Consider the following 23,559-nt stretch of genomic DNA (forward strand, 5'->3'; position numbering starts at 1 on the left):
ACCATTATGCCCATTACAACGAGTTTTTTGAAAAATAGTGCTGGTCAACGCCATTCAGTTAACCAAAGACACACACATCGATTGTGGATAGTTTCATCGTTGGTTCTTGCACTATCAGGCTGCTTTGATAGCGACGATGATGACGACTATCAAGCACCTGAAGAGAATGTAGCACCAGTAGCCGTTGATGAAATGTTGACGACTCAGGCTGATATTGCTTTTGACGGAACCTTAACGGCGACGGATGAAGACGGCGACCCGCTAACGTTTGGCTTAGGAGAAAATGGCAGCTTAGGCAACGCCGAAGTGAATGCTGACGGTAGCTTTACGTACACGCCTAATGCTCAGGTAACAGGTAGCGACAGCTTTACCTTTACCGTTTCTGATGGTGTAAACCCTGAGGTTACAGCTACAGTTTCTGTAACTATAGAAGCACAGCAAGTGTCGTTGTCAAGCTATACCCGAGACGCCTTTAACCAAGCGCCGACCGATGAACCTTTACCGATAAACGGCAGAGAGTTCACCCAAGATGCTGACGATTCTACATTCGATGACTTGTTGATTGATCAATAACAAGTACCGAATGCGTGCATTCGCTAGCGGGTTACCAATAGCGAAGAACCCGTGTCAACCGTGAAGCCAGGGACGGCTTTTTTAAGGGAAACATTAATGAAGTTTATTAACACGTTTACTTTACGCTTTCTTATTGCTGGCTTAGGGCTCGTTTTACCGTCTGCAGGAAGTTACGCTAGCTCGCAAGATGAAGCCATGAGCTACGACACCGTTATTGCCACTTGGCAGCCGCGACATGAATCGATTGCGCACTTAAATGAAGCTGAAAAAATACTTACCTCAAGCCGATACTTAACGGCGGGTGGAGATGAAAGAGAACGCGTGACGCGTTTTACAAATAGGCTACGCAACAATTTCGACACATTGAACGCAGGCCAAAAAGAGCGCCTTATTATTCTAGAAGCCCGGCTTCTTCAAGGTGTACACAAGTTTGAGCAAGCCAAACAACACTTATCTCAAATAACACATTATCGCTCTCCTGCCGCGCAGTTGCTGCTGGCAGATATCAATATTCAACAGGGCAATACCGCACAAGCAAAGCACTATTGCGAGCAGCTAGTGGGCCAAACCAGTTTTTTAATTGCCTTTACCTGCATGGTAAATGCCGATTTCTCGGAAAAGAAAGACGCGAAATTGCTCGAAAAGCTCAACGCTTTCGAGACATACACAAGCGCAGCTAGACCTGATGAAAAACAGTGGTTTTATGAAGTACTGGCAGACATGTCACTTCAACTCGGTAACGCCGAAGAGGCCATTCGCTACCTAAATCAAACGGCGTTTAACGCCCTCCCAATCAGCGCATTACTGGTTTGGGCTGAAGCTCATTTTAAGCTAGGCGAGTTTGACACCATTACGAACACTTTAGCGGCAGCAGTTTCTGATATATCAACGGTGGATGATGGTTTACTTTTAAAGTGGGCTAAGGCAGAACGTGCTCAAGGCATTACGTCTTCAAACGTCCAATCTCGCTTAGCGAAAAATATGGAAATACGCGTATGGCGCGAAGATAGTTCCCATGCTGCACAGGTCGCCACCTACTTCTTAGAGGTGCAACCTAACTACGCACTCGCCTTAAAATTTGCCAAGCTTAACTGGGAATACGCACAAACAAACAACGACAAACAATTGCTTGAACGCGCCCAAAAGGCAGTGGATGCCTAATCCAACCAACTATTTCAGTGACCGAACCATGATTAGACTTATCGCATTTTTCATTCTTACCGCTCTCAGTTTTCAAACGGTTTCTCATGAGTTAAGTAACGGTTACTTAACGCTTAAAAGCGTGTCTGAAAATACACTTTCAGGGGAGCTTTTGTTAAAGCCTGAAGACATCGGCCGTGTTGCAGGCTTAGACGTTAATAATGACGGGAGTTTGACATGGGGCGAGGTCAACAGAAACCATAATCTGGCAAGTCGCTATATTCAGAATAACGTCAAGGTAAGCAATAGTGGCACTTACTGCGCCATAAACGTTGCATCGCCAAGCATGCGAGATATATCTGCCGAGTCGCTTCTGGTATATCCATTAGAAGTGAGTTGCGCGTATTTAGAAGAGGTGAGCGTACAGTACACGGGTATCGTTACAGACTTCCCGACCCACAAGTTGCTCACCTCCATAACCATAAACGATCAATCCTTCGTGTATGTGCTTGACAGTGAGCGCGCAGCCATTACTGTTTCAACCCAAGACAGCGTCTGGGTCTCTCAGTTTGGTGAAATGGTGTATCAAGGTATCTGGCATATTTTCATAGGGCTCGATCACATTCTCTTTTTAGTCGCTACACTGCTGACCGTAAACCTTTACAGAAAAAATAAGCGCTGGGTGAAAGAACAGAGCAAAAAGCTCATTTTTAAGAATACCGTAATTTTAGTAAGCACATTTACGCTGGCGCATTCAATCACCTTAACCGCTACGGCTCTTGACGTTATAACCCTTGATAGCCGTATTGTTGAACTAGGGATAGCTATTTCCGTCGCAATTACCGCACTAAACAATGTATACCCTATGATCATGCGGGTAGGCTTTATAACCTTTGGGTTTGGCCTGCTACATGGTATGGGCTTTGCCAGCGTATTTGGTGATTTAAATGCCCAAGCGGGGAGTTTAGTGATGAACGTGCTGGCCTTTAACTTAGGGGTTGAAATTGGTCAACTTGCCATTGTTGCTATACTTTTACCACTACTGTTAGCACTTCGAAGTGTGAAGGTTTACGCCAAAGCGATAATGCCAATTGCATCATCTATCATTGCCGTTGTTGCACTTAATTGGACATTGCAAAGATGGTAAAAGTGAATATCACACTGAACATTCAGCAAATAGCCAAGACAATATGCGGTATTGAACAATCTTTCGGCACTTAACGATAAAAACCATAAAAAGTAGTTGTATAGGCGCGCCGCATCGCTATAATGCCAAGCATTGATAGCATATCTATCTACGCCAGAGTGATGAAATTGGTAGACATGACGGATTCAAAATCCGTTGCTAGAAATAGCGTGCCGGTTCAAGTCCGGCCTCTGGTACCATTCTCTTTTTATTTACTAAGAAGAGAAACAATAAACCGACCTTGAGTCGGTTTTTTTGTGCCTGAACGAAATTGAATCGGCACGCCTAAAGCGCGCCGTCCGAGTGTCGGTCCAATCAAAGCCCGGCCTCTGGTACCATTCTCTTTTTATTTACTAAGAAGAGAAACAATAAACCGACCTTGAGTCGGTTTTTTTGTGCCTGTGGTTCTAACTTTCTCGTTAAACCACTCCCACAATAAACACCAGGCAAACCTTAACTATTTTTGGGTAGGTACGTTCAGCTCGGTCATCACTCAAACGCTATAAGTACATCCATGCGCTGGTGCAATATTCTAGCGACCTCTATTCCAGCTTCGGTTTGCCAATAATATACAATGTGCTTTTGCGCGGGAAAGCTTCTAGCCGTTTCAAACAGTTCAGGTCTGTTTCTTCCCAAAGTTGGAGTAGTCGCAATCTGAATCATAGTTTCATGTAGCAGCGACACGTATTTTTTCGCCTGAGACAGACCCCATTTTTCGATGGTCTTGGCGGATATGAGTCGCAAGTCTTCCTCAGCAAGCTCAGATAATTTATACCTTGCCATCGATTTCTTTGCTCACTTCAGCAAAAATATCCAGCGCAGACTTATCGGAAGTTTGCCCATCAGACAACTGTTTAAAGCCCTTGCCAACCTCTTCTCTTAGTATCTCAAGTTGCTGTTGTTTCGAAACATCTTTTTCAAACAACAACCGTAAACCATCTCTGATCACCTCGCTTGCAGATGTGTAAAGTCCTGATGCAACTTTTTCATTGATGCGTTTTTCAAATTCAGAGCCAAGAGTAACGTTCATAAACACCTCCACATGTTATGCTTATATTATGCGCATGTTATGATCATTTTGCTAATCTAAAGGTAGACTTTTTACAAAGTAGTACTAATTGCGCAAATTGGCTGGAATCTTGGTTGAGAATCAAAGTAGTTATGCAAAGAATTTGCAAAGTTTCTTTTTTGTCTGATAGGTAATTGATTTTATAAAACTAAAATAGCCACCGTCTTTTCAAAATCCGTTGCTAGCGATAGCGTGGCGGTTCAAGTCCGCCCACTGGTACCAAACATTAAACCAACTTTTCAGTTGGTTTTTTTGTATCTGAATTTCAACAAATCGCCACGCAAGCGTGTCGGCCGAGTGTCGGTCCAATCAAAGTCCGCCCACTGGTACCATCTCTTCTTTATGAAGTAGATACTGAAACCGGCTCTACACCATAAACGGGGGATCAGTATTTATCCTGTTCTATTAATTTGGGGTAAATCAGACGAGTAAATTAACTTCAAACAAAAGCTTTTTCAGGTCTTGTCTAGAATCAAAAACTAGAAGAAGAATGACTGTCTTTGTAGACTCTTCAACTCGGTAAAGCACCACATTATGACTATCGACAAGAAGCTGCCTGTATTCGGTTAACCCTAACTCCAGGAGCCTGTCACTATGAGGCGCAGAATACGGATTTCCAGAGAGTTGAGACTTAACTTTCGATTTAATAGCTCGCTTGGCCTCGTTTGCAACATTGTGATTAAATTTTCTGATTAAAAATGCATCCAGTTTTTTCAAACAAAGTTTAAAAACCGGTGTCACTTTTATGCTGTATTCAATCGTCGTCAAATGCTTCATCCAGATCCAATAGCCCGTTCTGTCGCGCTCTGCGTTCTGACAAATTTATGAGTTTTAATAATGCTATAGTTTGTTGCTGTTCTTCGTAGTCATTCGCATCCTGAATAACATACTTTGGCTTGCCATTTTGCGTGACCAAAATGGGGTTATCCAATTCCAGATGATTCGCATGTTCCTTCATGTAAGATACAGTTTGAGTTTTCATGACAATTTCTATTGGTCTAAATATAGACTTATTATAGTCCGATAGACGAAAAATGAAACGGATAGATTTCCGAGTGGACCGCAATATTTTTATGATATGCCTATACCGGAACATTTATTTAATACTTCATTTCGCACTGCCTAACAATTGAAGAAACCAAACAAACCAACTAAAGTCGCTCAACATTAACTCTTCAAAACTCCTTAAAGGCTTTAATTAATGAATATCGAACGGATGGAAACCAAGCAGCGCATGAGTCGCATTGTGAAGCACAATGGCGTTATCTACTTATGCGGTCAGGTGTGCGCAGATGCCACGCAAGATATTACTCACCAAACGCAAACCATGTTAGATAAAGTCGACAGTCTGCTTATACAGGCAGGCAGCGATAGAAAGCATATGCTTTCAGCGACCATTTACCTTAAAACCATGGATGATTTTGCGAAAATGAATGAGGTGTGGGACAACTGGGTACCAGAGGGTTACGCTCCGGCGCGAGCTTGTGTTACAGCCGATATGGCGCGTGAGGCTCTGCTTGTAGAAATCTCTGTTGTTGCTGCTGAGATTGCAGAATAAATATAGAAAGCAAGAACTGATTTTAGGCTATATGGTTATTGGTATGCCGTCATTCATAGAGCCAACTATGATAAATTTATCCGAATTTTCCTCGCCGTCATATCTCTGAAATAAATATCCTATAGCGTATAAGGTTCTCTGAAAGTGCTGTCACAAGCACTATCTCAAAATGCACATTGCTCCGATATGAGTTTTCATGAAGAAATTGAAACGCTATCAATACGAACGATATGCCATCCTCTGTCAACTCGCCTACCCCGATGCCGACGCACAATATCAGAAAATACTAGACCCTTTTCATGAACGTCAACTGGTCGACAAATACGGCAGAATGAGCGTAAGAATATTGTGGGTAGAAAACAAAAAAGAAGTCATTATTGTTTTTCGAGGTTCGTTAGGTTTTAAAGACTGGTTCGCTAATTTGTTTTTCATACCCTATAGATTACGTCAGTTGAACAGAAGCTTTTTTGTTCACTGGGGTTTTGCGAGACTACTTGCTCAGCCGATGTATTCAAGTACAAAGACCTCAGAGGACGCCTTACCGCTAAGAGAGTTACTCGTTAAAGTACTAGAGCCACTTCGCGCCCAAGGTAAACGCTTTTCGTTTATCGGCCATTCATCAGGCGGAGCGGTTGCTGTGCTCATGGCCGATTATTTCCAAAGGCGAGACCCTAAGTCGGTAAAAAGAGTGGTGACTTTCGGCCAACCGGCGGTGGGCACGCGCTCGTGGTACAAACATTACACGCTACACCACAGGACCTACCGTATTTGCTGCGACTTAGACGTAATCACCTTTATGCCGCCCTTCCCTTTTTACTTTTGGCACGTAGGTAAAATGCTTTGGTTGCACGACGACAAAATATATGAAAACACACCCACGCATAGGCGCTTTTTTATATCCCTTCAAAGTTGGTTGTTGCGCCCTATTACCTACCACTACATGCGAAAATATATCCGTAACAAGACATTGTTTGACGAGCATTAAAACGATCATTTTTGGCCATTTACGCGTAATTTAAATGAGTTAATACACGCATTCCCATCCAAATAAATTAGTTGGCAGGCGAGAGGAAAGATGGCTTCATTAATCGTAGAACGCGCAAGAGCAGCACTTAAAAACGCATTTGTCGGCGACGCACTCGCTATGCCGGTGCACTGGTTTTACAACCCTGCAGATATCTACAAAGCGTTTCCGTTAGGAATAGAGCAGTTTGAGGATGCGCCATCCTTTCATCCCTCTTCAATAATGTCGCTGCATTCCACACAACAAGGTGGCCGCGCAAACAAGGCATCAGCTAGCCAAAAAGAAATAGTGGGCGAGGTCATTCTTAAAGGGAAAAGGCAGTACTGGGGCAAAGACAATGTGCATTACCATCAGGGTATGAAAGCAGGTGAAAATACGCTTAATGCCCATTGCGCCCGCATTGTTCTGACCTGCGCACTTAAAGGTTATGACGCAGATGAGTTTTTAAACCAGTACATTAGCTTTATGCGCGCCGATGTGCCAAAACACCCTGACACATATGCCGAGTCTTATCACAGAGGTTTTTTCGCGAACCTTGAACAAGGCTGTCCTGCGGACAAATGTGGAGCGGTTACCCACGATACAGCTTCGATAGGGGCTTTTGTATCAGTAACACCTTTAGCGGTAGTAGAAGCAGCTAAGAATGCTGCGCTTGAAGATATAAAACGTGTGTGTCGTGAGCACCTCTACTTGACTCATCCCGATGAGTCGTTAGCTTCAGTGTGCGACTGCTATGTAGAGTTGATTTACAAATTGGTTCACCGCGAAGATGAATCATCCAAGGATATTTTAGAAGAGGTGTCGGGTAAGTCAGCAGGGCTGAACTTAGCTGAGCTTACGGCAAAGAACAAAAGCGATATTGAAGTTGTTGGACGTATGTATTCGCCGGCATGTTATATCTCAAACGCCTGGCCCGCCGTATTATACTTCGCTTATCGCTATGCTGATAATCCGAGAAAAGCACTGATGGCAAACGCCAACGTGGGTGGTGACAACGTGCATCGCGGTTTTGTTTTAGGGGCCATACTAGGTTTAATGCACGGGACAGAGATAACCCCATGGTTTAGCGAATTAACTGATACGAAAAAGCTAAACTCGCTAATCGATTCTATAGGCGTTGAATGACGCAGGCAAGAAGCTTCGTATAATCAAAACGAAGCGAACGCCAAACGTAGCATTACATGAACAACGAATTTTTGATGCTTCGCTTTTGCCCCTGTTGAGCTTGGTGGTAAAACCTTACAGCCTAACTGTTTGACCCGTTTTCGCCGCTTCAGATATGGCGTTAACAATCTTAATATCAGCAAGCCCTTCACTACCAGGTACCATTGGCTGTCGCCCAGTTAATATGGCTAGGGCGTCGTTATCCATTTGAAGTGTTTGCTGCATACCGTCAATAGGTGGCAGTGTTTTCCCATCAGATGTTGTACCCGTAACACCGTTGTAGCTCTGCATTGGCTTTAGCTGATACCAACCGTCTTCACACTCAGCTTTGAAATAATTAAACCCTTTTACTACGCTAGTGCCGCAATCGGCCACCAGTCCGTCACCAAAGTCCATGGTGAATAAGGTCGTTTCATCAACTTCAGCAAACTTGTTTGGGAAGCACTGTGGAGGATGGCTGCCGGTAACAGATAAAGGCTCTCGCCCCGTTAAAAAGCGTGCACTGTTTATCGCATAAACGCCCATGTCATAAAGGGCACCGCCTCCCATATGCTTTTTCATGCGCCAGTTGTCTGCCGCCCTACCTTGCCCGGCATAACCCGCAAAGCTCGATACCGCGGTTATATCCCCATAGGGTTTAGTCTCAAGGTATTGATGAAAAGTGCGTGTGTTGGGTTCGTGCTGCATGCGATAGCCAATAGACAAGGTCACATTATTTCTATTACAGGCATCAATGATAGCTTGGCACTCCTCACTATCCATGGCCATTGGCTTTTCACACCACACGTGCTTTCCTGTATTTGCAGCCTGCACAGCAAAGTCTTTGTGCGTACCTGTGGGCGTTACAACATAGATAACGTCAATATCGTCGTTGTTGGCTATTTCTGCCATAGAGCCGTATGTATATACGTTGGCGTCTTTAATGCCGTACTTTCTTTGCCACTTGGGAATTTTTTCTTCGCTACCTGTGATGATGCCTCGCAGCTCGCAATGTTCGGTGTGCTGTAGCGCAGGCGCTAATAAATTTGTGCTGTAATTGCCTAAGCCAAGCAAGGCTACGCCTAGTTTCTTCTTAGGTGTCTGAGCTAACAAATAAGGGCTGTGAGCAACGAGTAAACCCGAACCCGCTATTTGAAGAAAGTGACGACGAGTAATACGAGGCATTAGCCCTCTCCATAAGACAATAATCCATGTATGCTTTTAATAGTGCTTTACTTGTCTATACAGATCACACAAAGATGACTAAGAAGGATAAGAAAGCTCAGGATTGCGACTATGAATATTTAAAAGGTAATTAGTTCTTCGCTATTGCCTTAAAACATTATCTGTTGAAGTTTGTTCTTTCGTTTCATAATACTAAGTACTGAACTTTAAATATGAAATTTTCGTAATATTTGTATTCATAATTCATCACGTTTACGAATAATCGCGTATATTTCGCTTCTCACCCAAGGCTAAGACATGGATAACGCTGGCTCTACTACTGAAAAACAAAAAAAGAATTTAACTGGTGCGTACCCTAAAATAGCCAAGCAAACTAAGTTGCTGAACACCCTAGTAATCTTTGCTTTTATTTACACCATGTATTTGGCGAAATCTTTACTTATCCCATTGTTCTTTTCCGCTTTTATCGCATTACTGTTAAGCCCACTCGTTGCCATTGCTAGGAAAGTATTTGACCGCGGACTATCTCAGCAGGCGCACTAATTGTTCTATTGATAGCCCCATTCACATTGCTTACTGTAGAACTTGCTGAGCCGGCAGAGCGTTGGATGCATTCTCTGCCAAAAATAGCCGCCGAAATTAGCGAAGAAATAGAAGAAATTAGCAGTAGTATTGATGCCTATACTACACCTCCTGCAGCTGAACCAGTTGAAGAGGAACCCTCTATTTTCAACTGGTTTGGCGACGACGATTCCCCAAAGCTGCCCGTAGCTCAACCTGATACCTCAAATTCGGTTACCGACAAGATTAAACAAAGCGGTATTAATATGGGAATAACCTTGTTTAGCAACGCGCCATTCTTATTAGCTCAAGTCATGGCATGTGTTGTGTTGATTTTTTTCTTATTGGTTTTTGGCCCTAATCTGTTTCACGTTTTCATCAGAGATTTCCCGGTGGTTACCGACAAAAGACGAGCACTGGTATTAGTCGATCAAATTCAGCGAGAACTTTCTGCATATATAGTCACAATCAGTATCATAAACACCTGTTTAGGGCTGGCTACAGCTGGTGCATTTTACTATTTGAATATTGAAGACGCGCTTTTGTGGGGCGCCCTTGTTGCTTTAATGAATTTTGTTCCCTACCTGGGCGGTATCGCAAGTAGCATGGTGTTGCTAGTAGTAGGAGTTGTTCAGTTTGGACTTACCAGCAGCGCATTTCTTCCAGCCGGTGTCTTTTTGTTTTTAAATATTATTGAGTCTCAGTTGATTACCCCAGCCGTATTGGGGCGCAGTATGCAGCTCAACCCGCTAATAATAATTATTTGGATAGCTATTACAGGCTGGCTGTGGGGCGTGGTGGGCGTCTTACTCGCAGTGCCAATATTAATGTGCGTTAAAATTATTTTGGAAAATCTAGGCGTTTTTGACCACTGGATAAGGCTTCTTGAGTCGAAGTAATTTTTCTGTCGTTCGTAGAATAGAGAAACCTTAGACCACTAGCTGTTGTTTACGATCCTTATCAACAATAAAGGCCTAATGGACATTTTATACTCCGTTAGGCCTTTTTATATTGCCATCAAGTGCTAACTAAAACGTTATTACGCTGAGAATGAAACTACTTCCCTGTTTTAAGAGTTAGCCTAGGTTACCCCGCTCAGTAAAAATGAAAATACCGAATGATGGAAGCCTTACTTTCCTGTTATTTATATGAACAGACTGCGTACACAACCCGTCTGACCATGCAAATAAACAATGAGGGTCGACCGGCACCCCTGATAACTGATAATCATCTATGTCTTCGCCCCCCAGATGCAGATACACCCACACCGACTCATTGGCGATGTCATTGAAACGGCGATAACCCAAGACTTTGTTTTTACTGTCTCGATGAACAACCTCTGTATTTGCGCCAGTTAGCCCGGTGGTAGCTTTATCTTCACCTTTACGTAAGTTAACCAGTTCCGTGATTGCCTCCAAGTATTCATCAAAACTATTGCGCCGTGACCAATCCAAGTCTTTTGTATCGTTAAACCACCCCGTCTCTTTAAATTCTTGCCCTTGAAACAGCATAGGAATACCGGCGCTTGTAAGCACCAGCGTGGCTGCTAACACGCCTTTTTGACGCGCAAAATAATCGTCATCTACATTTCCAGGCGCAACTTCTTCGACAAGGCGAGCTTTACCGTTAGCCACTTCATCGTGAGATTCGGTATAGACAACTCTAGCAAAGGGGCTAGCGCTGTATTGTTTGCATAACGCATCGACGAGTACATCAAGATTGACGTTTTCATCATCAGATTGAGTTAGTACTTCACGTACTGGGTGTACAAATGCAGCGTCCCATTGCGCAGTGTAACCGCAGCCTCCACCGTCTAAGGGATCTGTAATGTAATCGTGCTGGTGGAGGTCTTCAGCAATTGTCATTTTTTCACCGCATGCGTGTTGAATGAACCCATTTATTCCCTTAATTAGCTCATAAGCTTCTGGAATATCATCTTCCCCTGAGTCTGCACCAGAGACGGTACGCATGAAAGGCACCATATCCATACGCAGCCCATCTGCTTTAAACTCTTGAAGCCACATTAAGGCATTGTCGGTAATATAATCTCTTACTTCTTGACGGCCATAGTCAGGTCGCGTGTCTCCCCATGGGGTAGCGGAGCGTTCGTCGTTGTAGAAATAAATTCCCCCCTTGTCGTTCTCGCTCCAGCCGTCAAACTGCCAAATATCCAAGTCGCTTGGGCCGAAATGGTTATATACAACGTCCATTATTACGCCTATGCCGTGTTTATGCGCGGCGTCGATAAAGCGTTTTAGGCCATCTGGCCCACCATAAGCTTCTTCAACGGCAAATGGGCATGCTGGGTTGTACCCCCAACTGATATCGCCAGCAAATTCATTTACTGGCATAAGCTCTATCATATTTACGCCTAGCGAAGCTAAGTAATCAAGCTTCTCTATGGCCGAGTCAAATGTACCTTGCTCACCGTTTTTGCGGTGAAATGTGCCAATATGAAGCTCATAGATTATTCGTTGATGAATTGGAGCAGGTTTAAAGTCTTCTACCTCCCATCTAAAGGCATCGTCATAAATAACGCTATTGCCTACACTATTGGTCATCAACCGTGCCCTAGGGTCGTTTTTTAAAACGCTATCACCTTTAGCATTAGTCACGTCATACTTGTATTCATGGCCACATTTAGCATCATCAGTTTCACACCACCACACACCGTTATCTTGCCTCTGCATACTGATACCAGGGCGATTCCAGTCATTAAAATCTCCAGTTAGTGAGACGCTTTGTGCATTAGGCGCCCATACGGAAAAACGATATCCAGTTTGTGTTTTTACTACACCTGGACCTATTGAATTCTCACACATTTTATTAGCGCTCCAACGCGAAGGAATGAATAAAAAAGAGGATTGCATCGCGTAATTAGCGACGACTCTAATAGAGTCCGTTAGTTGTGCAACTGAAGTGCCAATAATGAAAACCGCCAAGCCCATGTAAAGTGAGGGCTATTTTTATTGAGCTTTACATAGTCATCATTTTTTACCGTAGTTTTTACACATTGCTTGGTAAATTCGGTGGCTAGTGAGGTAGGTCGAGAGTAAGTACAAAGCTTAGTAAGGTCGGATACGCTGAAGATCGTTGAGGTTAGGTGTTACCTCAGTTGCTTAACGATACACGCAAAGCCAGTATTGCATAGCGATTTAAATCAATAACCGCTACGCACGGCTCCATCCAGTAAGGTGAAAGAATAAGTGGTAACTAAGGCGTTTCTACATAGGGAATGAAGCGCCCCAATACGATAACGCTCAACCATAGCACGATAGATAACCAGGCAACTATCGCTGCCTCAGCGCCCGCTGTCTGCACTTTGTGAGCATTGTCTAATTGCGGTTTTACCCTTTTTACAAAGTAAAGTGTGTTAACGCCTGCTAACCCAATAACTAGCATCTTAAGGCCAAAAGCGATGTTAACTAAGTACCGTCCGGGGTCGCCAATTACAAATAAAACGCCAGTTATCGCATTAATAGCAAACCCAATAAGGGCGAAGCGAAGAAATGATTCAACATGGTTTATTGGAATTTTTTTAGCAACACCTATAAGCCGTAAATCAACTATGAGCAAGGCCCCAAACAGCATGCTTAAGCCTAAAAAATGCGCCATTTCTAATACTGGAAATACTACAGCGTTATCCATAACAAAATGGTTTAGCTGGCTTGTTTGAAGTGTGTCGATGACACTAAATAAAAAAGCTTCCATCATTTTAGCCCTCTAACCCATATAGCCAATTAATCGGCCAGCGATAATAGCGGCGACCCAACACAATAGCGTAGCAATAGCCATGACGTGCTCCAATAGATTCACACACCCAGTTAAGAGATAATTATCTCAACTGGAGTGTATATGAAAACCCGAAAAAGCTACTCGAAAGAATTCAAACTGGATGCGGTGAGTCTGGTTACAGAACAAAATTACAAGATTACTGAGGCTGCTCGCAGTCTTGGTATCAGTGCCAATATGTTAGGCCGCTGGCTTAAAGAGCAAGAATCAGAAGGGGCTCACGCATTTCGTGGCAATGGTAAGTTGACGCCCGAGCAGGAAGAAATTCGCCAACTGCGAGCAGAGAATAAGCGCCTGAAAATGGAGAAAGAGATCTTAAAAAAGGCAACGGTCTTCTTTGCCAAAGAAACCAAGTAAAATACGGTTTCATCACCCAACATAAGAAGACCTGGCCGATTAGCCTGATGTGCGAGATTCTTGGTGTCAGTCGCTGTAATTACTATAGTGCCGTGCGACGCAAGGAACACATTGAACCGGATCCGCAACATGATGAGTTAATTGAGTGGGTACAGAAAGTAGCAGATGCCAGTGACTTTACCTATGGCGTAAGACGTATGAAACGCGCGTTGAATTCGCTTGGTTATCCGGTTGGAAAACAGCGAACGAGAGCCTTGATGAAAGAAGCTGGAGTGAGCGTCAGACGACGTAGAAAATACAAAGTCACGACTAACAGCGACCATCAGCAACCTGTCTTCGATAACGTGCTGTCACGCGACTTTGATGCTCAAAAGCCAGACCAGGCGTATGTCTCTGACATTACCTACATCTGGACGCAAGAAGGCTGGCTGTATCTGGCCGTAGTGATTGACTTATTCTCACGAAAAATCGTGGGCTGGAGTATGGCATCGCGGATGAATGCCCAGCTTGTGTGTGATGCCTTAACGATGGCTTTGTGGCAACGTAAACCTAAAGTGGGCCTGATACATCATTCGGATCGCGGCTCTCAATACGCAAGCCGACAATTTAGACAGTTACTGACGCAATACAAGGTAACAGGTAGCATGAGCAGGAAAGGTGATTGTTGGGACAATGCCGTCGTAGAAAGCTTCTTCGGCACATTGAAACAAGAGCGAGTGCAGTGGCGTCACTACCAGAGTCGCCGTGCTGCCCAGCAGGATATTCTGCAATACATCACTATGTTTTATAACAGTCAGCGAATGCACTCATATCTGGATTACAAGAGTCCAAATCAATATGAGGCTGACATGGCTAACTTACAAAAAGCGGCTTAACTGGGTTGTGTGATTTTGGTTGACCACGTCACCAAGGGCTTATGGCCTTTTCCGCAGTCGCTTCCTAAAATAATTGCCCTTTTCACCATCAACTTAGTCAGGACAAGGCCAAGAACTACTAGGCCAATTTTAATCCGAAAAGCCAGATTAAAATAAAGCTCAGAGGCGTTACCGAAGAACAGCGCGGTTCCAGATAAAAAATTAATTACGAAGCCTATAAGCCCTATCGACCAATAGGGAGCAAAGGACGAAAGAGGTATGGTTGAAGTAAACCCTATAACGCGCGCACACAACATCAGTGAAACGCCCACCATAATCGCCATACCTATGGCGTGTAGCGACAACACAATGGGATAGCCCCATTGTGTGCTAGATATGGTTATTCCAATTGTTGAATCTTCCAGCGAATACAGAAACCCTTTTGCAGTTTCGCTAGATTCAATGTTATTTTTGGTGGCTCGCGTTACGCCTACCCCACCTAAACTGTCAGATCCTCGTTCAGCAGTAAGATCTTCACATTCATAATCAATGAACTTGTCGTTGGTGAAGGTTACCTCGTCTTGCCCTTCCATTGGTGACGCTAAATACAGTGGGTCTGTTATCGTATATTTTCGGGACAAAACAGTGCCGTCTTCACTTAATGTAAAGCGCTCTACAATCGTCATTTGTGCACTGTTCTTAGCTGGAGAAGGAGGGCCTGGTCTTCCCTCGGGGCCTCTTGTTCCTGCTCTAGGTATACCTTGTTCACCAGACGGACGAGGTGGTCGCTTTGCTCTTTCTTGCCCCGGTGGCGGCCCACCTGGATTACCTCCAAGAGGCGCCATGATCCACCCTTCATCAAACCCTGTGGTTGTCACAACTAATTCATCACCTTCCCATTTTCCTGTCGAAAAACCTGCACGATTGGGCTGGTAATTAGCGGGCATCGTAGTGCCATCTAGATAGATAGTGCGCTTTAAATTCATAAAGCCATAAGTCAACGTAATACGTTTATCTGTTTGCTCAATATGATTGACCATCATATCGAACCACCAATCCATAATGATGTTAGTCGGCTTACATTGGTACCGTGGGTTATCAGCTGACGTCGCGCCTTCCACTGCTTTCTGCCCTGCAGGTGTAAGCATAGCTCTACTGCCTCCTCCACCAGGAGGGCCTTCTCCCGAACGAACCATTACCCAGTTACCAGCCATATTCAAAGAACCATCTTCGCGAAGGCGCTCTCGCGAACTCAGGTCTACGGTCTGTTCTAATGGCGCGGTGTTAAGATGGCCGTCCTCGTCATGATGCTCATCGTCGTGATGGAAGTCTTCTTCGTGCTCTTCAGCGTGATATTCTTTTGAGGGCTCGCCATCCAAAGCGCCTTCACTTGTTACAAGAACGTTTCCATTTTCATCAAACTCGCTGTTTCGAAATGCGACAACACCATTTTCAAACGTGATTTCTTTCATGTAACAGGTAGTAGGATCGGTTCTGTCAGGTGAACCTTTGATGGAAATGAAGCTACCCGTTTTAAAGAGCGACTGGGTCCAGCCCCTTCGCTTTAACAAAGAACCAGACTGTAATTCACATCTTTTGTTCGTAACCTTACCTGCTTCATCAATTGAGTCGAAATACACGTAAGCGTGAGGGTTAACAAGACGAACCCTAGTGATATTGCCGCTAAACTCGACCGTTGCATTGGTATCGAACTGTCCGCTACTTCCGTGGTGGGCGAATGCAGGAAATGCAATAAATAAGGCAAAAATTACGCACAGGCACTGAAGATTTAGTATTGCTTTTTCTTTGCTAAAAGACGTCGGTAGTGTCATTTTTAGTTCAACTGATGTTTGAAAAGAAGAGGGTTGAAAACTTGAAGGCTCACATATGAATGATAGTGAAAGATTGCTTCTGGAGCTATAAAGTGAATGTAAAGAACGTTTAAATTTAACGCTGTTTTTTGTAGTAAGAACTCGCCTATTTACCCACTGCTACCTGATAACAGAGTGTTTGAGTAAGGATTTTCGCTATATCGCTTTTCTTTTGCGAAGTGTTTTTATACCAGTATCTGCTCTAATTAAAGTCAAAGAATATTTAAAAACTCTACTAATGCTGTAACTTCTTCTTCCGTTAAGTTAAGTGGTTCGATAAGTGGTGTTGTTACAGGGAAAAAAGGATCGCTGGCTTTACTTCCTCTAGCCTTCGGTCTAAATCCGCCTGCATTATATTGCTCAATCATAGGGCGAAACTGTGTGAATAACCCGTTGTGCATCCAAGGCCCTGTATTGGAAACACCAAGTAAGGAAGGTGTTCTGAATTTTCCGATATCCTTAACATCTTGGGTAAATTCGCTTCTTCCTAAATCCTCAAAGCGCCTGCCATATAGATGAAACCCTGTAACGTGGAACTCGTTATCACTAAGTAACGCACCTTCATGGCACGTCATGCATTGCGCTTTGGTTCTGAAAAGATGTAACCCTTGAAGTTCGGAGTCAGAGAGCATGCTTTGCGCTTTCTCTGGCAACGTTTCAGCCAAAGTAATGAAGTGCTGGTATTTACTTTTAGGCGGTGGAATGGTTCTTTCAAACGCCACTAACGCCATTGCAAGCATAGGCGATGTTATATCTTCTCTTCCATATGCGTTTTTAAACAAACTTGGGTATATTGGAGATTCATTTAATCGCTTTAATGCGTCCGCAATAGGTAAATCCATTTCTATGGGGTTTTCAATAGGCTTTAACGCTTGCTCAGTGGCGCTCTGGGCCCGCCCATCCCAAAAAAAGCTTTCCCAGTGATCAATACCAAAAATAGGTGGCGTATTCCGTTTACCTACTTGCTTTCTAACTCCAGTGGCACTTCGCCTGCCATCTTGAAAGTGACGCTCGCTAAAATGGCAACTAGCACAACTTACGCTGTTATCACGAGATAACAGCGGGTCGTTGAATAACCTTTCGCCCAATGCAATTTGCTGGGAGGTGGCCAGAGGGGCTTTGGGTTTTAATGGAGCTAGGGCAATAGCGGGCTGGCCGTCCGCGGTTTCTGCTGTTGGCCAACTTTTTATCGGCTTTCCGTACATGTGCCTTAAGTTGTCATTGGCGAACGTCGAAAACGCCAAAAGAGCACAAATAATTAGTGGGATAACCCTTAATGCCATTGATAACCTACTTCAAACCAAATTGAACGACCAGTTTCAATACCTGATTCACCAGGCGCCACTGAATAGGTTCGCGAATCTAAAAGATTCTGAACATCTACTCTAAATCGAAGCGCATGGTCCCCAATTACCTCAGGCACCCAAGTAGCAGATGCATTAACTAGGAAGCGGCTAGGAACGTTAACCAACTGATACACTGGAACATTGAGCACCTCTTCACCGTCGCAAATAGAGCAAACACGTAAAAGCTGTCCGCTAGACTGTACATCGTCAGTAGCCACATAATCATCAAACGCTTGGCGATAGGAACCTGTTAAGCTAGTGGTAAACGTGTCTGTCCACCCTGTGGTCCACCCTACGTTAAATGCCAAAGGCTGTGAAAACTCAGTTTCAGCAAGACTTAAGTTGTTAAGCGTCGTTTCGACATAGGTATAGCCAGTTTCTTCATCTCCACTACGTAAGAAGATAAGCTCATCGATAGGCGCAACATCTACGTCTTCTTCATCGAAACTGACTTCTTCACTTATTTGGTAGGTGGTATTAAACCAAAAACTACTGGTATTAAATTGCCATGCCCACGAAAGCGAAATACGGTCGTTCTGACCTTTACCATTATTAGTTTGAGTACGATAGTAGTAACCGTCTTCCGGGTTATAAACGGGGTCACCGCTAACGGAAATCTGATCGCGACGCCAGCGTTTCACATACTCAATGGCATAGTTACCCCAATCGGTAGCCTGTTTCCAACCAAGTACAATCTCATCGTTAAAAGGCGTATCTAAGTTATCAAAACGATAACGATAGTCGCTGCCTCCAGATAAAGGCGACCAACCTTGAAGTTCACCATTTAAGGAAATGCTTCGGCGCTCCAGTTGATAGGGCAACTGTGCTTCTCGTACTGCGTAAGAAAGCAAATTGGTATCGTAGTAGCGGTTTGCACCAAAGGTAATAAGTTTATCCCCATCGCCAAACAATCGGTAACCACCACTAATTCGAGGAGCAATGTTTAAGTTTTGAAGGAAATCATCGTAGTCAGCCCGCAGTGCAGCATTCAATGTGACATCACCCAAATCCATACTGTCGGTAACGTGAAATGAAACATTTTGTACATTCACATCTATGTATTCTTCAGGGTAAACACTTCGCAACGCAAAATACTGAGGTGACGCAGTGACAATATTTGAATACGCCAATACGTGATCGGGGTTTGTAAAATCTAAAGACTCGCCAAGCTGTGCCTCTAAATCCTCTATAGTCATTGATGTGGTTAACGCTACGCAGTCAAATACCGCGCCGTTACAGTTTAGATTACTTATCCCTGTAATCGGCGAGTTATACACATAGGTATCGTAATATCGCTGACGCTCAAGCGATTCATTATTGTACTGAAATCCAGCTTTTATACTATGCTCAATATCTATCCAATTAAACTCATTAAACCTGACTAAATTATCAAAAAAGATGGTTTGTTGCGTTTTATCTAAATCTCCGTATCCACCTTGGTTAGACACTGCTGCTTCTTGGGTGGGATCACCTATCCCCCACTCTCTTCCGATAGCTTTAGCTCATGGATAGTAATGTGGGTTGGCAGAACGCGTATTGTAACTCTCTGCAAAGCTAAGCTTCGATTCAAGGGCAAATTTATCAAAACTATGCTCTACTTTAATACTACTGCTGAAGCCCCCGCCCTCTATTTCAAAGTCGCTATCAATAGCATTGGCTATAATGTCGTTACTTGTATACGGCGAATAATTAGCCGTTAGCGTAAGCTTGTCCACCCATAGGTTTCGTTGGGTCAGTTTAACGAGAACGTTCGCATTTTCACGTTCAGTGGCAACCGGTTGGTTTAGACTTAGTTTTGATATTTCACTGGTTGTGTAATTTGCCGACACCAGCAAGTGGTAGTATTCGTTAAGCGCTTTGGCAAAATTAACGTTTAATATCTGTTTTTCGAAAGCGGGCTCATCAGGCGCTTCTTCATTACCTTCGGTCACATCTTCAGCTAAAAAAGTTTCGTAGTTATTCCAGTCGCTTCGAGACGTTCGGTAGTTAAAACTAAACTCCGTTTCTTTGTAGCTTTCCCGCGTCTCGACATCAACCACACCTCCACTAAAACTGCCGTACTGAGCCGGCACATTGTTTGTGTAGACCGTAATATTATCTATATTTTGCTGATTAATGTTGAAGGTTTGCGTTGTACCTTCAACATCATTTATAAGTGTTGTATTTGAACGGTAAAAGCTTGGATCTTGACGGCTGTTGAAGTTCATACCATCTAGAAAAAAACCGGTTTGCCATGCCTCAGCGCCCATAATAGATACCCGTTGCGCTTTAATTTCACCTTGCTCTGATGCATCGTATTGTTCGCCGCCCAACACTACGCCAGGCAATAAGCCAAGTAACTCGGTAAAATCACCGCCCGTTCGCGGCGTATACTCTATGAAGTTTCTATCGAGCGTAAAACGCCCTTCCACTTCTGGCACTTGCAGGCCGATAAAACGTCCTTCAACTAAAATACGCTCCATTTTTTTAGCGTGTTCTTTTTCTTCCACACACGCCAAACGTTCAGCATCGGTCATCCTGTTCAACGCGTCTTCAGAAATGCAAACATCATTCTTAGGCGCAACTACATCTTGCTGCTGTTGGGCATTAACAAGCGGGGCGTTTGCTAATAACGACAACAGCAGCCCGCTAGGGGCTGCATATTTCATAGGAAGTTACCTTATGCTTAATCTTGATCTAAAGGGTTAAGATCGTTGGGATCTTCAATGCCATCGTTATCAGCGTCATTGTCCGTACTAAGTCCAGACTGCGAGATAGCGTCATCACTTGCATTTAATAAGAAGAAGTTAGGAAGACCGTCGTTGTCAGTATCTACATTGGCTATTGTCGATGCCGGGAAGTCATCTTGCGTCGCCATTGTTTCAGCTATAACAGCAAATAAGGCTTCGCTATCTGCGGTGGTGTAAATCTCGTTAAGCGCCAGCCACTGGGCATTTTCGTAATTGCCTAACCATGAAAATTGCTCAATGAATGACTCGTAAAAATCGACGTTTTCACTGTCTGCGAACTCAGATGTTGTTGCCAGCAAACTTTCTAGTAAGGAAGCGCTCGTGGCTTTTACACTACCTATAGCCTGTGCGTATTCTTCATTTTTTCCAGCATGTTTTTTAGTGGCAAGTAGTAGGTGGTCGACGTTTAAAAAGGCGTTGCTGTCATCTGGTTCGAACACCGCTTCAAGTTCACCAAGAATATCGTCTACCGCATCGACTTTGTCTTCAATTGTGGCAGCGCTGGCTACAGCATCTAGCGCTTGGTCTGCGACAGTAGAAAATAGAGAAGCAGCGGTTTCAAGCTCGCCTACCGACGCGAAAGTATTGGCAATATATATTCGGTATTCGAATAAACTATCAATATCTTCGCCACCTTCGGCTAGGGCCGCTACATTCTCTTGTGCGGTATACATAGCACTTTGCATACCTTCATCGTCACCCAAGGTACGATAAATTAACGCAGCATTGATATACGCGTTCATTTTTTGCGATTCAGAGGCTTGACTGTCTTCACCAAAATACGTATCCACAATGTTCAAACACGTGCCGTAAAGGGAGCCTGTTGTTTCACTATCACCACCAAACTCTGTAAAAAGCTCTACGAATCGGCTACAGCCGTAGTTTTCTACTAGTTTGTCTACGTTAAAACCAACATCGTCAAAATAGGCTTGTGTAGATAGCACGTTGATAGCCGCTGTGGTCACTTGTTGAGCTTCGGCATTTAGACCTGCATAGTGTAAAAACCATGCTGCACGCTTATCTAGAAAACCAACATCGTCCTGCTCTACTAACGCTTCAACCACGTATTCGGTATCACTGTAGGTTTCAGTAAAGGTGTAAGTAAGCGCATCAATAAGTGGGGCAATATCTTCGCTGTTAAATGCACTAGTTACAATGCTGTAAGCATAGTGATCGCGATAGGCTCTTTTAGTGTCAGAGTCTGTAGATCCTTCTTCCTCTTCAACTAACATTAACGGTAAATTACCAATAGTAGTCTCGGTAGAGTTTGCCGCAATATAGTCTGGATACAGTGCTGCAAAAGGACCAGCGAGGAAGCTAAGGCCGGTAGGGTAACGACGCAAGGTTTCTTCTGCGTAATCGGCCACGTTAACGCGGTAATCATCGTCGTAATCAGCGGTAACATACATGGATATGGCTTGTGCTAATAAGGTTTTTGCCTTGTCAGTAAGTGCTATTTGCTGATTATCATCACCAATCAAGCTAGCTGCGTAGGCAAAACGCGTTGCCTCGACTAGAAGGTAGGTTCGATTGGTAAAGTAGTTGTTTCCACCTACTTCGTTAAAACTTGTGGTCTCTGCAATATGCGTAGCATAATCTATTGCGGTAATAACTGATTCGTAGTTTATGTCAGACTGTTCTTCAGCATAGGCTTCAATGCGACTTGCCAACAAGTCGGTGGCTAGAACTCCAAACCTGCCGTGTGCGGTGGTACGCTCTTGCGTCAAATCTGACAATTCATCGGCGTAGGCCTGGGTTATGTTTAGCACAACCTTTGCAGAGTCAAAATCATTCGCCGCTATATAATCTTCTACAAGCTCCCGATAGAAGTTGGCTTCGCTTATGTGGACTCCCCCTTTGTCAACAACATTAACCGTCAATTAAAGAATAAATGCGTGCTTATGTACGAGCTCTAACAGGGGAGCTATCCCAGGCTCTATGATATTTACGCGGACTTGTTGTCAAATCTCGATAGCGAGCTCTAAGCTCTGAGCGAAGCACTGACTAAACAAGCTGATTTTCATCTTTTATTGAGCATTATTATTGTTGTGCAACAACCTCTATTAAGCAGCGAGTAGTTCTGCTTTGTACTCTGTTCCATTCGCTAACATAGCGAATGCCGTTCTGACTGTTTTATTTGCTAGCGCGACCGCTGTGCAGCGCTTACCTCTGCGTTCAACCATCTGCTGGATCCACATCTCTTTTTTGGTTTTTGCTGGTCGTCTCATCGCCTGATTCACCGCTGACATCGCTCCACTGACTAAGCAACTTCGTAGCATATTATTTTTAACATACTTGCCCACCGAGCCCAGTTTCACTTTACCACCCGAAGAGTGCTGAATGGGTGTTAAACCAATACAAGCAGATGCATCGCGACCTGTTTCAAATTGCCCCATCTCTCCACAGCCCAATGCCATGTATAGATTCACAGCGTTTAACGGACCAACACCTTCTAGGGCCTGCAGTGATTTACATGTTTCGTGTTCGTTTGCTGCTTTTTCTAAATATAAGTCGTACTGCTTTATTGATTCTATGCCCTGTTGGAGGTGTTGCCAGCTTGTATTGAGGGCTTGCCTAAAGACCACTGAAAAACCGTTTTCCGCGTCTTCCAAAACCGCTTCAACAACACCGCTAAGCCCCCCCTGACTGGGCGACACTCGGATATTAAACTCTAACAATAAAGATTTGATCTGTTGCTGCACTGCGACTTTATGTTTGACGGCCAGCTCTCGTAGACGGACCAAGGTTTGCAACTCCTGTTGCTCTTTTGATTTGCCATTGATGAAAGAAACATCGGTGAGTTGCGCTGCTTGTGCAACCGCTAAAGCATCGTTTTTATCAGTTTTTTGGTTTTGTCGCACACTGGCAACCAATTTTGCTGAAATTAATCGAGCATCGTGCCCAAATTCAAGCGCTTTTTGTTTCCAATAGTTTGAAGTACTACATGCCTCAAAAACAATTGTCATTGGTTTTGACGACGCTAGCCAAGAAGCAAATTCTGTCGGTGTCATTGCCTGGTTTGACTGCACCTTGTTGCGTTTACAAACGCAAACCTGAATTTCTTCTTTCGCTAAATCAACACCTGTGATTATATTGTGCATGTTGGACTCCGTGATATTTTTGTGTGAGAACTAAAATATTAACCCAGCTCAATGAGTTGGGGGAGTCCAA

General features: G+C 43.9%; 22 protein-coding genes and 1 tRNA gene. 10 read left to right on the forward strand and 13 right to left on the reverse strand.

Annotated features, from left to right (window positions below; genetic code table 11):
- Nucleotides 1–6 precede the first annotated feature (6 nt).
- The 4 genes from MADE_RS15800 (at nucleotide 7) to MADE_RS15815 (ending at nucleotide 3,099) form a co-directional block, all read left to right on the forward strand.
- Nucleotides 7–573 (forward strand): Ig-like domain-containing protein, encoded by a 567-nt coding sequence (locus MADE_RS15800; protein WP_012519642.1) that lies wholly within the window; start codon nucleotides 7–9, stop codon nucleotides 571–573.
- Between the two features lie 96 nt (nucleotides 574–669).
- Nucleotides 670–1,734, forward strand: coding sequence for a tetratricopeptide repeat protein (locus MADE_RS15805; protein ID WP_012519643.1), 1,065 nt, complete (start codon nucleotides 670–672; stop codon nucleotides 1,732–1,734).
- Complete coding sequence (locus tag MADE_RS15810; protein WP_012519644.1) at nucleotides 1,727–2,860, forward strand: HupE/UreJ family protein; 1,134 nt, start codon at nucleotides 1,727–1,729, stop codon at nucleotides 2,858–2,860. The genes MADE_RS15805 and MADE_RS15810 overlap by 8 nt, the downstream gene beginning before the upstream one ends.
- A gap of 152 nt (nucleotides 2,861–3,012) precedes the next feature.
- Nucleotides 3,013–3,099: transfer RNA gene (locus tag MADE_RS15815), tRNA-Leu, on the forward strand.
- A 289-nt stretch (nucleotides 3,100–3,388) separates the two neighbouring features.
- Here the strand turns inward: MADE_RS15815 and MADE_RS15820 are convergent.
- The 4 genes from MADE_RS15820 to MADE_RS15835 all read right to left on the reverse strand — a co-directional run bounded on the left by MADE_RS15820 (nucleotide 3,389) and on the right by MADE_RS15835 (nucleotide 4,950).
- The gene (locus MADE_RS15820) at nucleotides 3,389–3,682 is read right to left on the reverse strand and encodes a type II toxin-antitoxin system RelE/ParE family toxin (RefSeq protein WP_012519645.1); all 294 of its coding nucleotides are present in this window, start codon (nucleotides 3,680–3,682) and stop codon (nucleotides 3,389–3,391) included.
- Nucleotides 3,669–3,929, reverse strand: coding sequence for a type II toxin-antitoxin system ParD family antitoxin (locus tag MADE_RS15825; protein ID WP_012519646.1), 261 nt, complete (start codon nucleotides 3,927–3,929; stop codon nucleotides 3,669–3,671). The genes MADE_RS15820 and MADE_RS15825 overlap by 14 nt, the downstream gene beginning before the upstream one ends.
- A gap of 459 nt (nucleotides 3,930–4,388) precedes the next feature.
- Nucleotides 4,389–4,745 (reverse strand): type II toxin-antitoxin system RelE/ParE family toxin, encoded by a 357-nt coding sequence (locus MADE_RS15830; RefSeq protein ID WP_012519647.1) that lies wholly within the window; start codon nucleotides 4,743–4,745, stop codon nucleotides 4,389–4,391.
- Nucleotides 4,723–4,950: a type II toxin-antitoxin system prevent-host-death family antitoxin gene (locus tag MADE_RS15835; RefSeq protein WP_012519648.1), complete on the reverse strand. Its 228-nt coding sequence runs from the start codon at nucleotides 4,948–4,950 to the stop codon at nucleotides 4,723–4,725. Before MADE_RS15835 ends, MADE_RS15830 begins: the two co-directional genes overlap by 23 nt.
- 219 nt (nucleotides 4,951–5,169) lie before the next feature.
- Between MADE_RS15835 and MADE_RS15840 the strand changes: the two genes are divergently transcribed.
- From MADE_RS15840 to MADE_RS15850, 3 genes are all read left to right on the forward strand, one after another.
- A complete protein-coding gene (locus MADE_RS15840) occupies nucleotides 5,170–5,526 on the forward strand; it encodes a RidA family protein (RefSeq protein ID WP_012519649.1) in 357 nt (118 codons plus the stop codon).
- A 196-nt stretch (nucleotides 5,527–5,722) separates the two neighbouring features.
- Complete coding sequence (locus MADE_RS15845) at nucleotides 5,723–6,511, forward strand: lipase family protein (RefSeq protein ID WP_012519650.1); 789 nt, start codon at nucleotides 5,723–5,725, stop codon at nucleotides 6,509–6,511.
- A 90-nt stretch (nucleotides 6,512–6,601) separates the two neighbouring features.
- Nucleotides 6,602–7,675, forward strand: coding sequence for an ADP-ribosylglycohydrolase family protein (locus MADE_RS15850; protein ID WP_012519651.1), 1,074 nt, complete (start codon nucleotides 6,602–6,604; stop codon nucleotides 7,673–7,675).
- A 114-nt stretch (nucleotides 7,676–7,789) separates the two neighbouring features.
- Here MADE_RS15850 and MADE_RS15855 read toward each other — a convergent pair whose 3' ends face one another.
- On the reverse strand, nucleotides 7,790–8,878 hold the full coding sequence (locus MADE_RS15855; protein ID WP_012519652.1) for a Gfo/Idh/MocA family protein: 1,089 nt from the start codon (nucleotides 8,876–8,878) through the stop codon (nucleotides 7,790–7,792).
- A gap of 297 nt (nucleotides 8,879–9,175) precedes the next feature.
- Between MADE_RS15855 and MADE_RS20960 the strand changes: the two genes are divergently transcribed.
- Together MADE_RS20960 and MADE_RS15860 are read left to right on the forward strand one after the other, a co-directional pair.
- Nucleotides 9,176–9,421 carry a hypothetical protein gene (locus MADE_RS20960; RefSeq protein ID WP_012519653.1) on the forward strand — a complete coding sequence of 82 codons (246 nt, stop codon included), beginning with the start codon at nucleotides 9,176–9,178 and terminating at the stop codon, nucleotides 9,419–9,421.
- Between the two features lie 8 nt (nucleotides 9,422–9,429).
- Nucleotides 9,430–10,338: an AI-2E family transporter gene (locus MADE_RS15860; RefSeq protein ID WP_012519654.1), complete on the forward strand. Its 909-nt coding sequence runs from the start codon at nucleotides 9,430–9,432 to the stop codon at nucleotides 10,336–10,338.
- 177 nt (nucleotides 10,339–10,515) lie between these two features.
- On the opposite strand, the gene MADE_RS15865 is transcribed toward MADE_RS15860, so the two are convergent.
- Nucleotides 10,516–12,261, reverse strand: coding sequence for an alpha-amylase family glycosyl hydrolase (locus tag MADE_RS15865; protein ID WP_041912953.1), 1,746 nt, complete (start codon nucleotides 12,259–12,261; stop codon nucleotides 10,516–10,518).
- Nucleotides 12,262–12,652: 391 nt separating this feature from the next.
- Nucleotides 12,653–13,153, reverse strand: coding sequence for a DUF6644 family protein (locus tag MADE_RS15870; RefSeq protein WP_232363067.1), 501 nt, complete (start codon nucleotides 13,151–13,153; stop codon nucleotides 12,653–12,655).
- Between the two features lie 141 nt (nucleotides 13,154–13,294).
- Here MADE_RS15870 and MADE_RS15880 point away from each other — a divergent pair.
- Nucleotides 13,295–14,463, forward strand: a protein-coding gene (locus tag MADE_RS15880; RefSeq protein WP_085929700.1) for an IS3-like element ISAma1 family transposase whose coding sequence is annotated in 2 segments (ribosomal slippage) — nucleotides 13,295–13,544 and nucleotides 13,544–14,463 — 1,170 coding nt in all. Because the reading frame shifts where the segments join, the coding sequence is not laid out codon by codon here.
- Here the strand turns inward: MADE_RS15880 and MADE_RS15885 are convergent.
- From MADE_RS15885 to MADE_RS15910, 6 genes are all read right to left on the reverse strand, one after another.
- Entirely contained in the window at nucleotides 14,460–16,274 is a 1,815-nt protein-coding gene (locus MADE_RS15885) for a DUF6152 family protein (RefSeq protein ID WP_012519657.1), read from the reverse strand. The two genes, MADE_RS15880 and MADE_RS15885, sit on opposite strands and share 4 nt — an antisense overlap.
- Before the next feature lie 251 nt (nucleotides 16,275–16,525).
- Nucleotides 16,526–17,596: a cytochrome-c peroxidase gene (locus tag MADE_RS15890; protein ID WP_012519658.1), complete on the reverse strand. Its 1,071-nt coding sequence runs from the start codon at nucleotides 17,594–17,596 to the stop codon at nucleotides 16,526–16,528.
- On the reverse strand, nucleotides 17,587–19,107 hold the full coding sequence (locus tag MADE_RS15895; protein ID WP_023559880.1) for a TonB-dependent receptor: 1,521 nt from the start codon (nucleotides 19,105–19,107) through the stop codon (nucleotides 17,587–17,589). The genes MADE_RS15890 and MADE_RS15895 overlap by 10 nt, the downstream gene beginning before the upstream one ends.
- Before the next feature lie 54 nt (nucleotides 19,108–19,161).
- Entirely contained in the window at nucleotides 19,162–20,307 is a 1,146-nt protein-coding gene (locus tag MADE_RS15900; RefSeq protein ID WP_023559881.1) for a TonB-dependent receptor plug domain-containing protein, read from the reverse strand.
- Nucleotides 20,308–20,324: 17 nt separating this feature from the next.
- Nucleotides 20,325–22,268, reverse strand: a complete 1,944-nt coding sequence (locus MADE_RS15905; RefSeq protein WP_012519659.1) for a hypothetical protein — start codon at nucleotides 22,266–22,268, stop codon at nucleotides 20,325–20,327.
- 183 nt (nucleotides 22,269–22,451) lie between these two features.
- Nucleotides 22,452–23,489, reverse strand: coding sequence for an IS110 family RNA-guided transposase (locus MADE_RS15910; protein WP_012519660.1), 1,038 nt, complete (start codon nucleotides 23,487–23,489; stop codon nucleotides 22,452–22,454).
- Nucleotides 23,490–23,559 lie beyond the last annotated feature (70 nt).

Source organism: Alteromonas mediterranea DE, from assembly GCF_000020585.3.
Taxonomy (GTDB): domain Bacteria; phylum Pseudomonadota; class Gammaproteobacteria; order Enterobacterales; family Alteromonadaceae; genus Alteromonas; species Alteromonas mediterranea.

Bases quoted from the DNA above. Each gene is read 5' to 3' on its own strand.
- MADE_RS15800 (WP_012519642.1), top strand. From the start codon at position 7: ATGCCCATTACAACGAGTTTTTTGAAAAATAGTGCTGGTCAACGCCAT.
- MADE_RS15805 (WP_012519643.1), top strand. From the start codon at position 670: ATGAAGTTTATTAACACGTTTACTTTACGCTTTCTTATTGCTGGCTTA.
- MADE_RS15810 (WP_012519644.1), top strand. From the start codon at position 1,727: ATGCCTAATCCAACCAACTATTTCAGTGACCGAACCATGATTAGACTT.
- MADE_RS15820 (WP_012519645.1), bottom strand. From the start codon at position 3,682: ATGGCAAGGTATAAATTATCTGAGCTTGCTGAGGAAGACTTGCGACTC.
- MADE_RS15825 (WP_012519646.1), bottom strand. From the start codon at position 3,929: ATGAACGTTACTCTTGGCTCTGAATTTGAAAAACGCATCAATGAAAAA.
- MADE_RS15830 (WP_012519647.1), bottom strand. From the start codon at position 4,745: ATGAAGCATTTGACGACGATTGAATACAGCATAAAAGTGACACCGGTT.
- MADE_RS15835 (WP_012519648.1), bottom strand. From the start codon at position 4,950: ATGAAAACTCAAACTGTATCTTACATGAAGGAACATGCGAATCATCTG.
- MADE_RS15840 (WP_012519649.1), top strand. From the start codon at position 5,170: ATGAATATCGAACGGATGGAAACCAAGCAGCGCATGAGTCGCATTGTG.
- MADE_RS15845 (WP_012519650.1), top strand. From the start codon at position 5,723: ATGAAGAAATTGAAACGCTATCAATACGAACGATATGCCATCCTCTGT.
- MADE_RS15850 (WP_012519651.1), top strand. From the start codon at position 6,602: ATGGCTTCATTAATCGTAGAACGCGCAAGAGCAGCACTTAAAAACGCA.
- MADE_RS15855 (WP_012519652.1), bottom strand. From the start codon at position 8,878: ATGCCTCGTATTACTCGTCGTCACTTTCTTCAAATAGCGGGTTCGGGT.
- MADE_RS20960 (WP_012519653.1), top strand. From the start codon at position 9,176: ATGGATAACGCTGGCTCTACTACTGAAAAACAAAAAAAGAATTTAACT.
- MADE_RS15865 (WP_041912953.1), bottom strand. From the start codon at position 12,261: ATGTGTGAGAATTCAATAGGTCCAGGTGTAGTAAAAACACAAACTGGA.
- MADE_RS15870 (WP_232363067.1), bottom strand. From the start codon at position 13,153: ATGATGGAAGCTTTTTTATTTAGTGTCATCGACACACTTCAAACAAGC.
- MADE_RS15885 (WP_012519657.1), bottom strand. From the start codon at position 16,274: ATGACACTACCGACGTCTTTTAGCAAAGAAAAAGCAATACTAAATCTT.
- MADE_RS15890 (WP_012519658.1), bottom strand. From the start codon at position 17,596: ATGGCATTAAGGGTTATCCCACTAATTATTTGTGCTCTTTTGGCGTTT.
- MADE_RS15900 (WP_023559881.1), bottom strand. From the start codon at position 20,307: ATGAAATATGCAGCCCCTAGCGGGCTGCTGTTGTCGTTATTAGCAAAC.
- MADE_RS15910 (WP_012519660.1), bottom strand. From the start codon at position 23,489: ATGCACAATATAATCACAGGTGTTGATTTAGCGAAAGAAGAAATTCAG.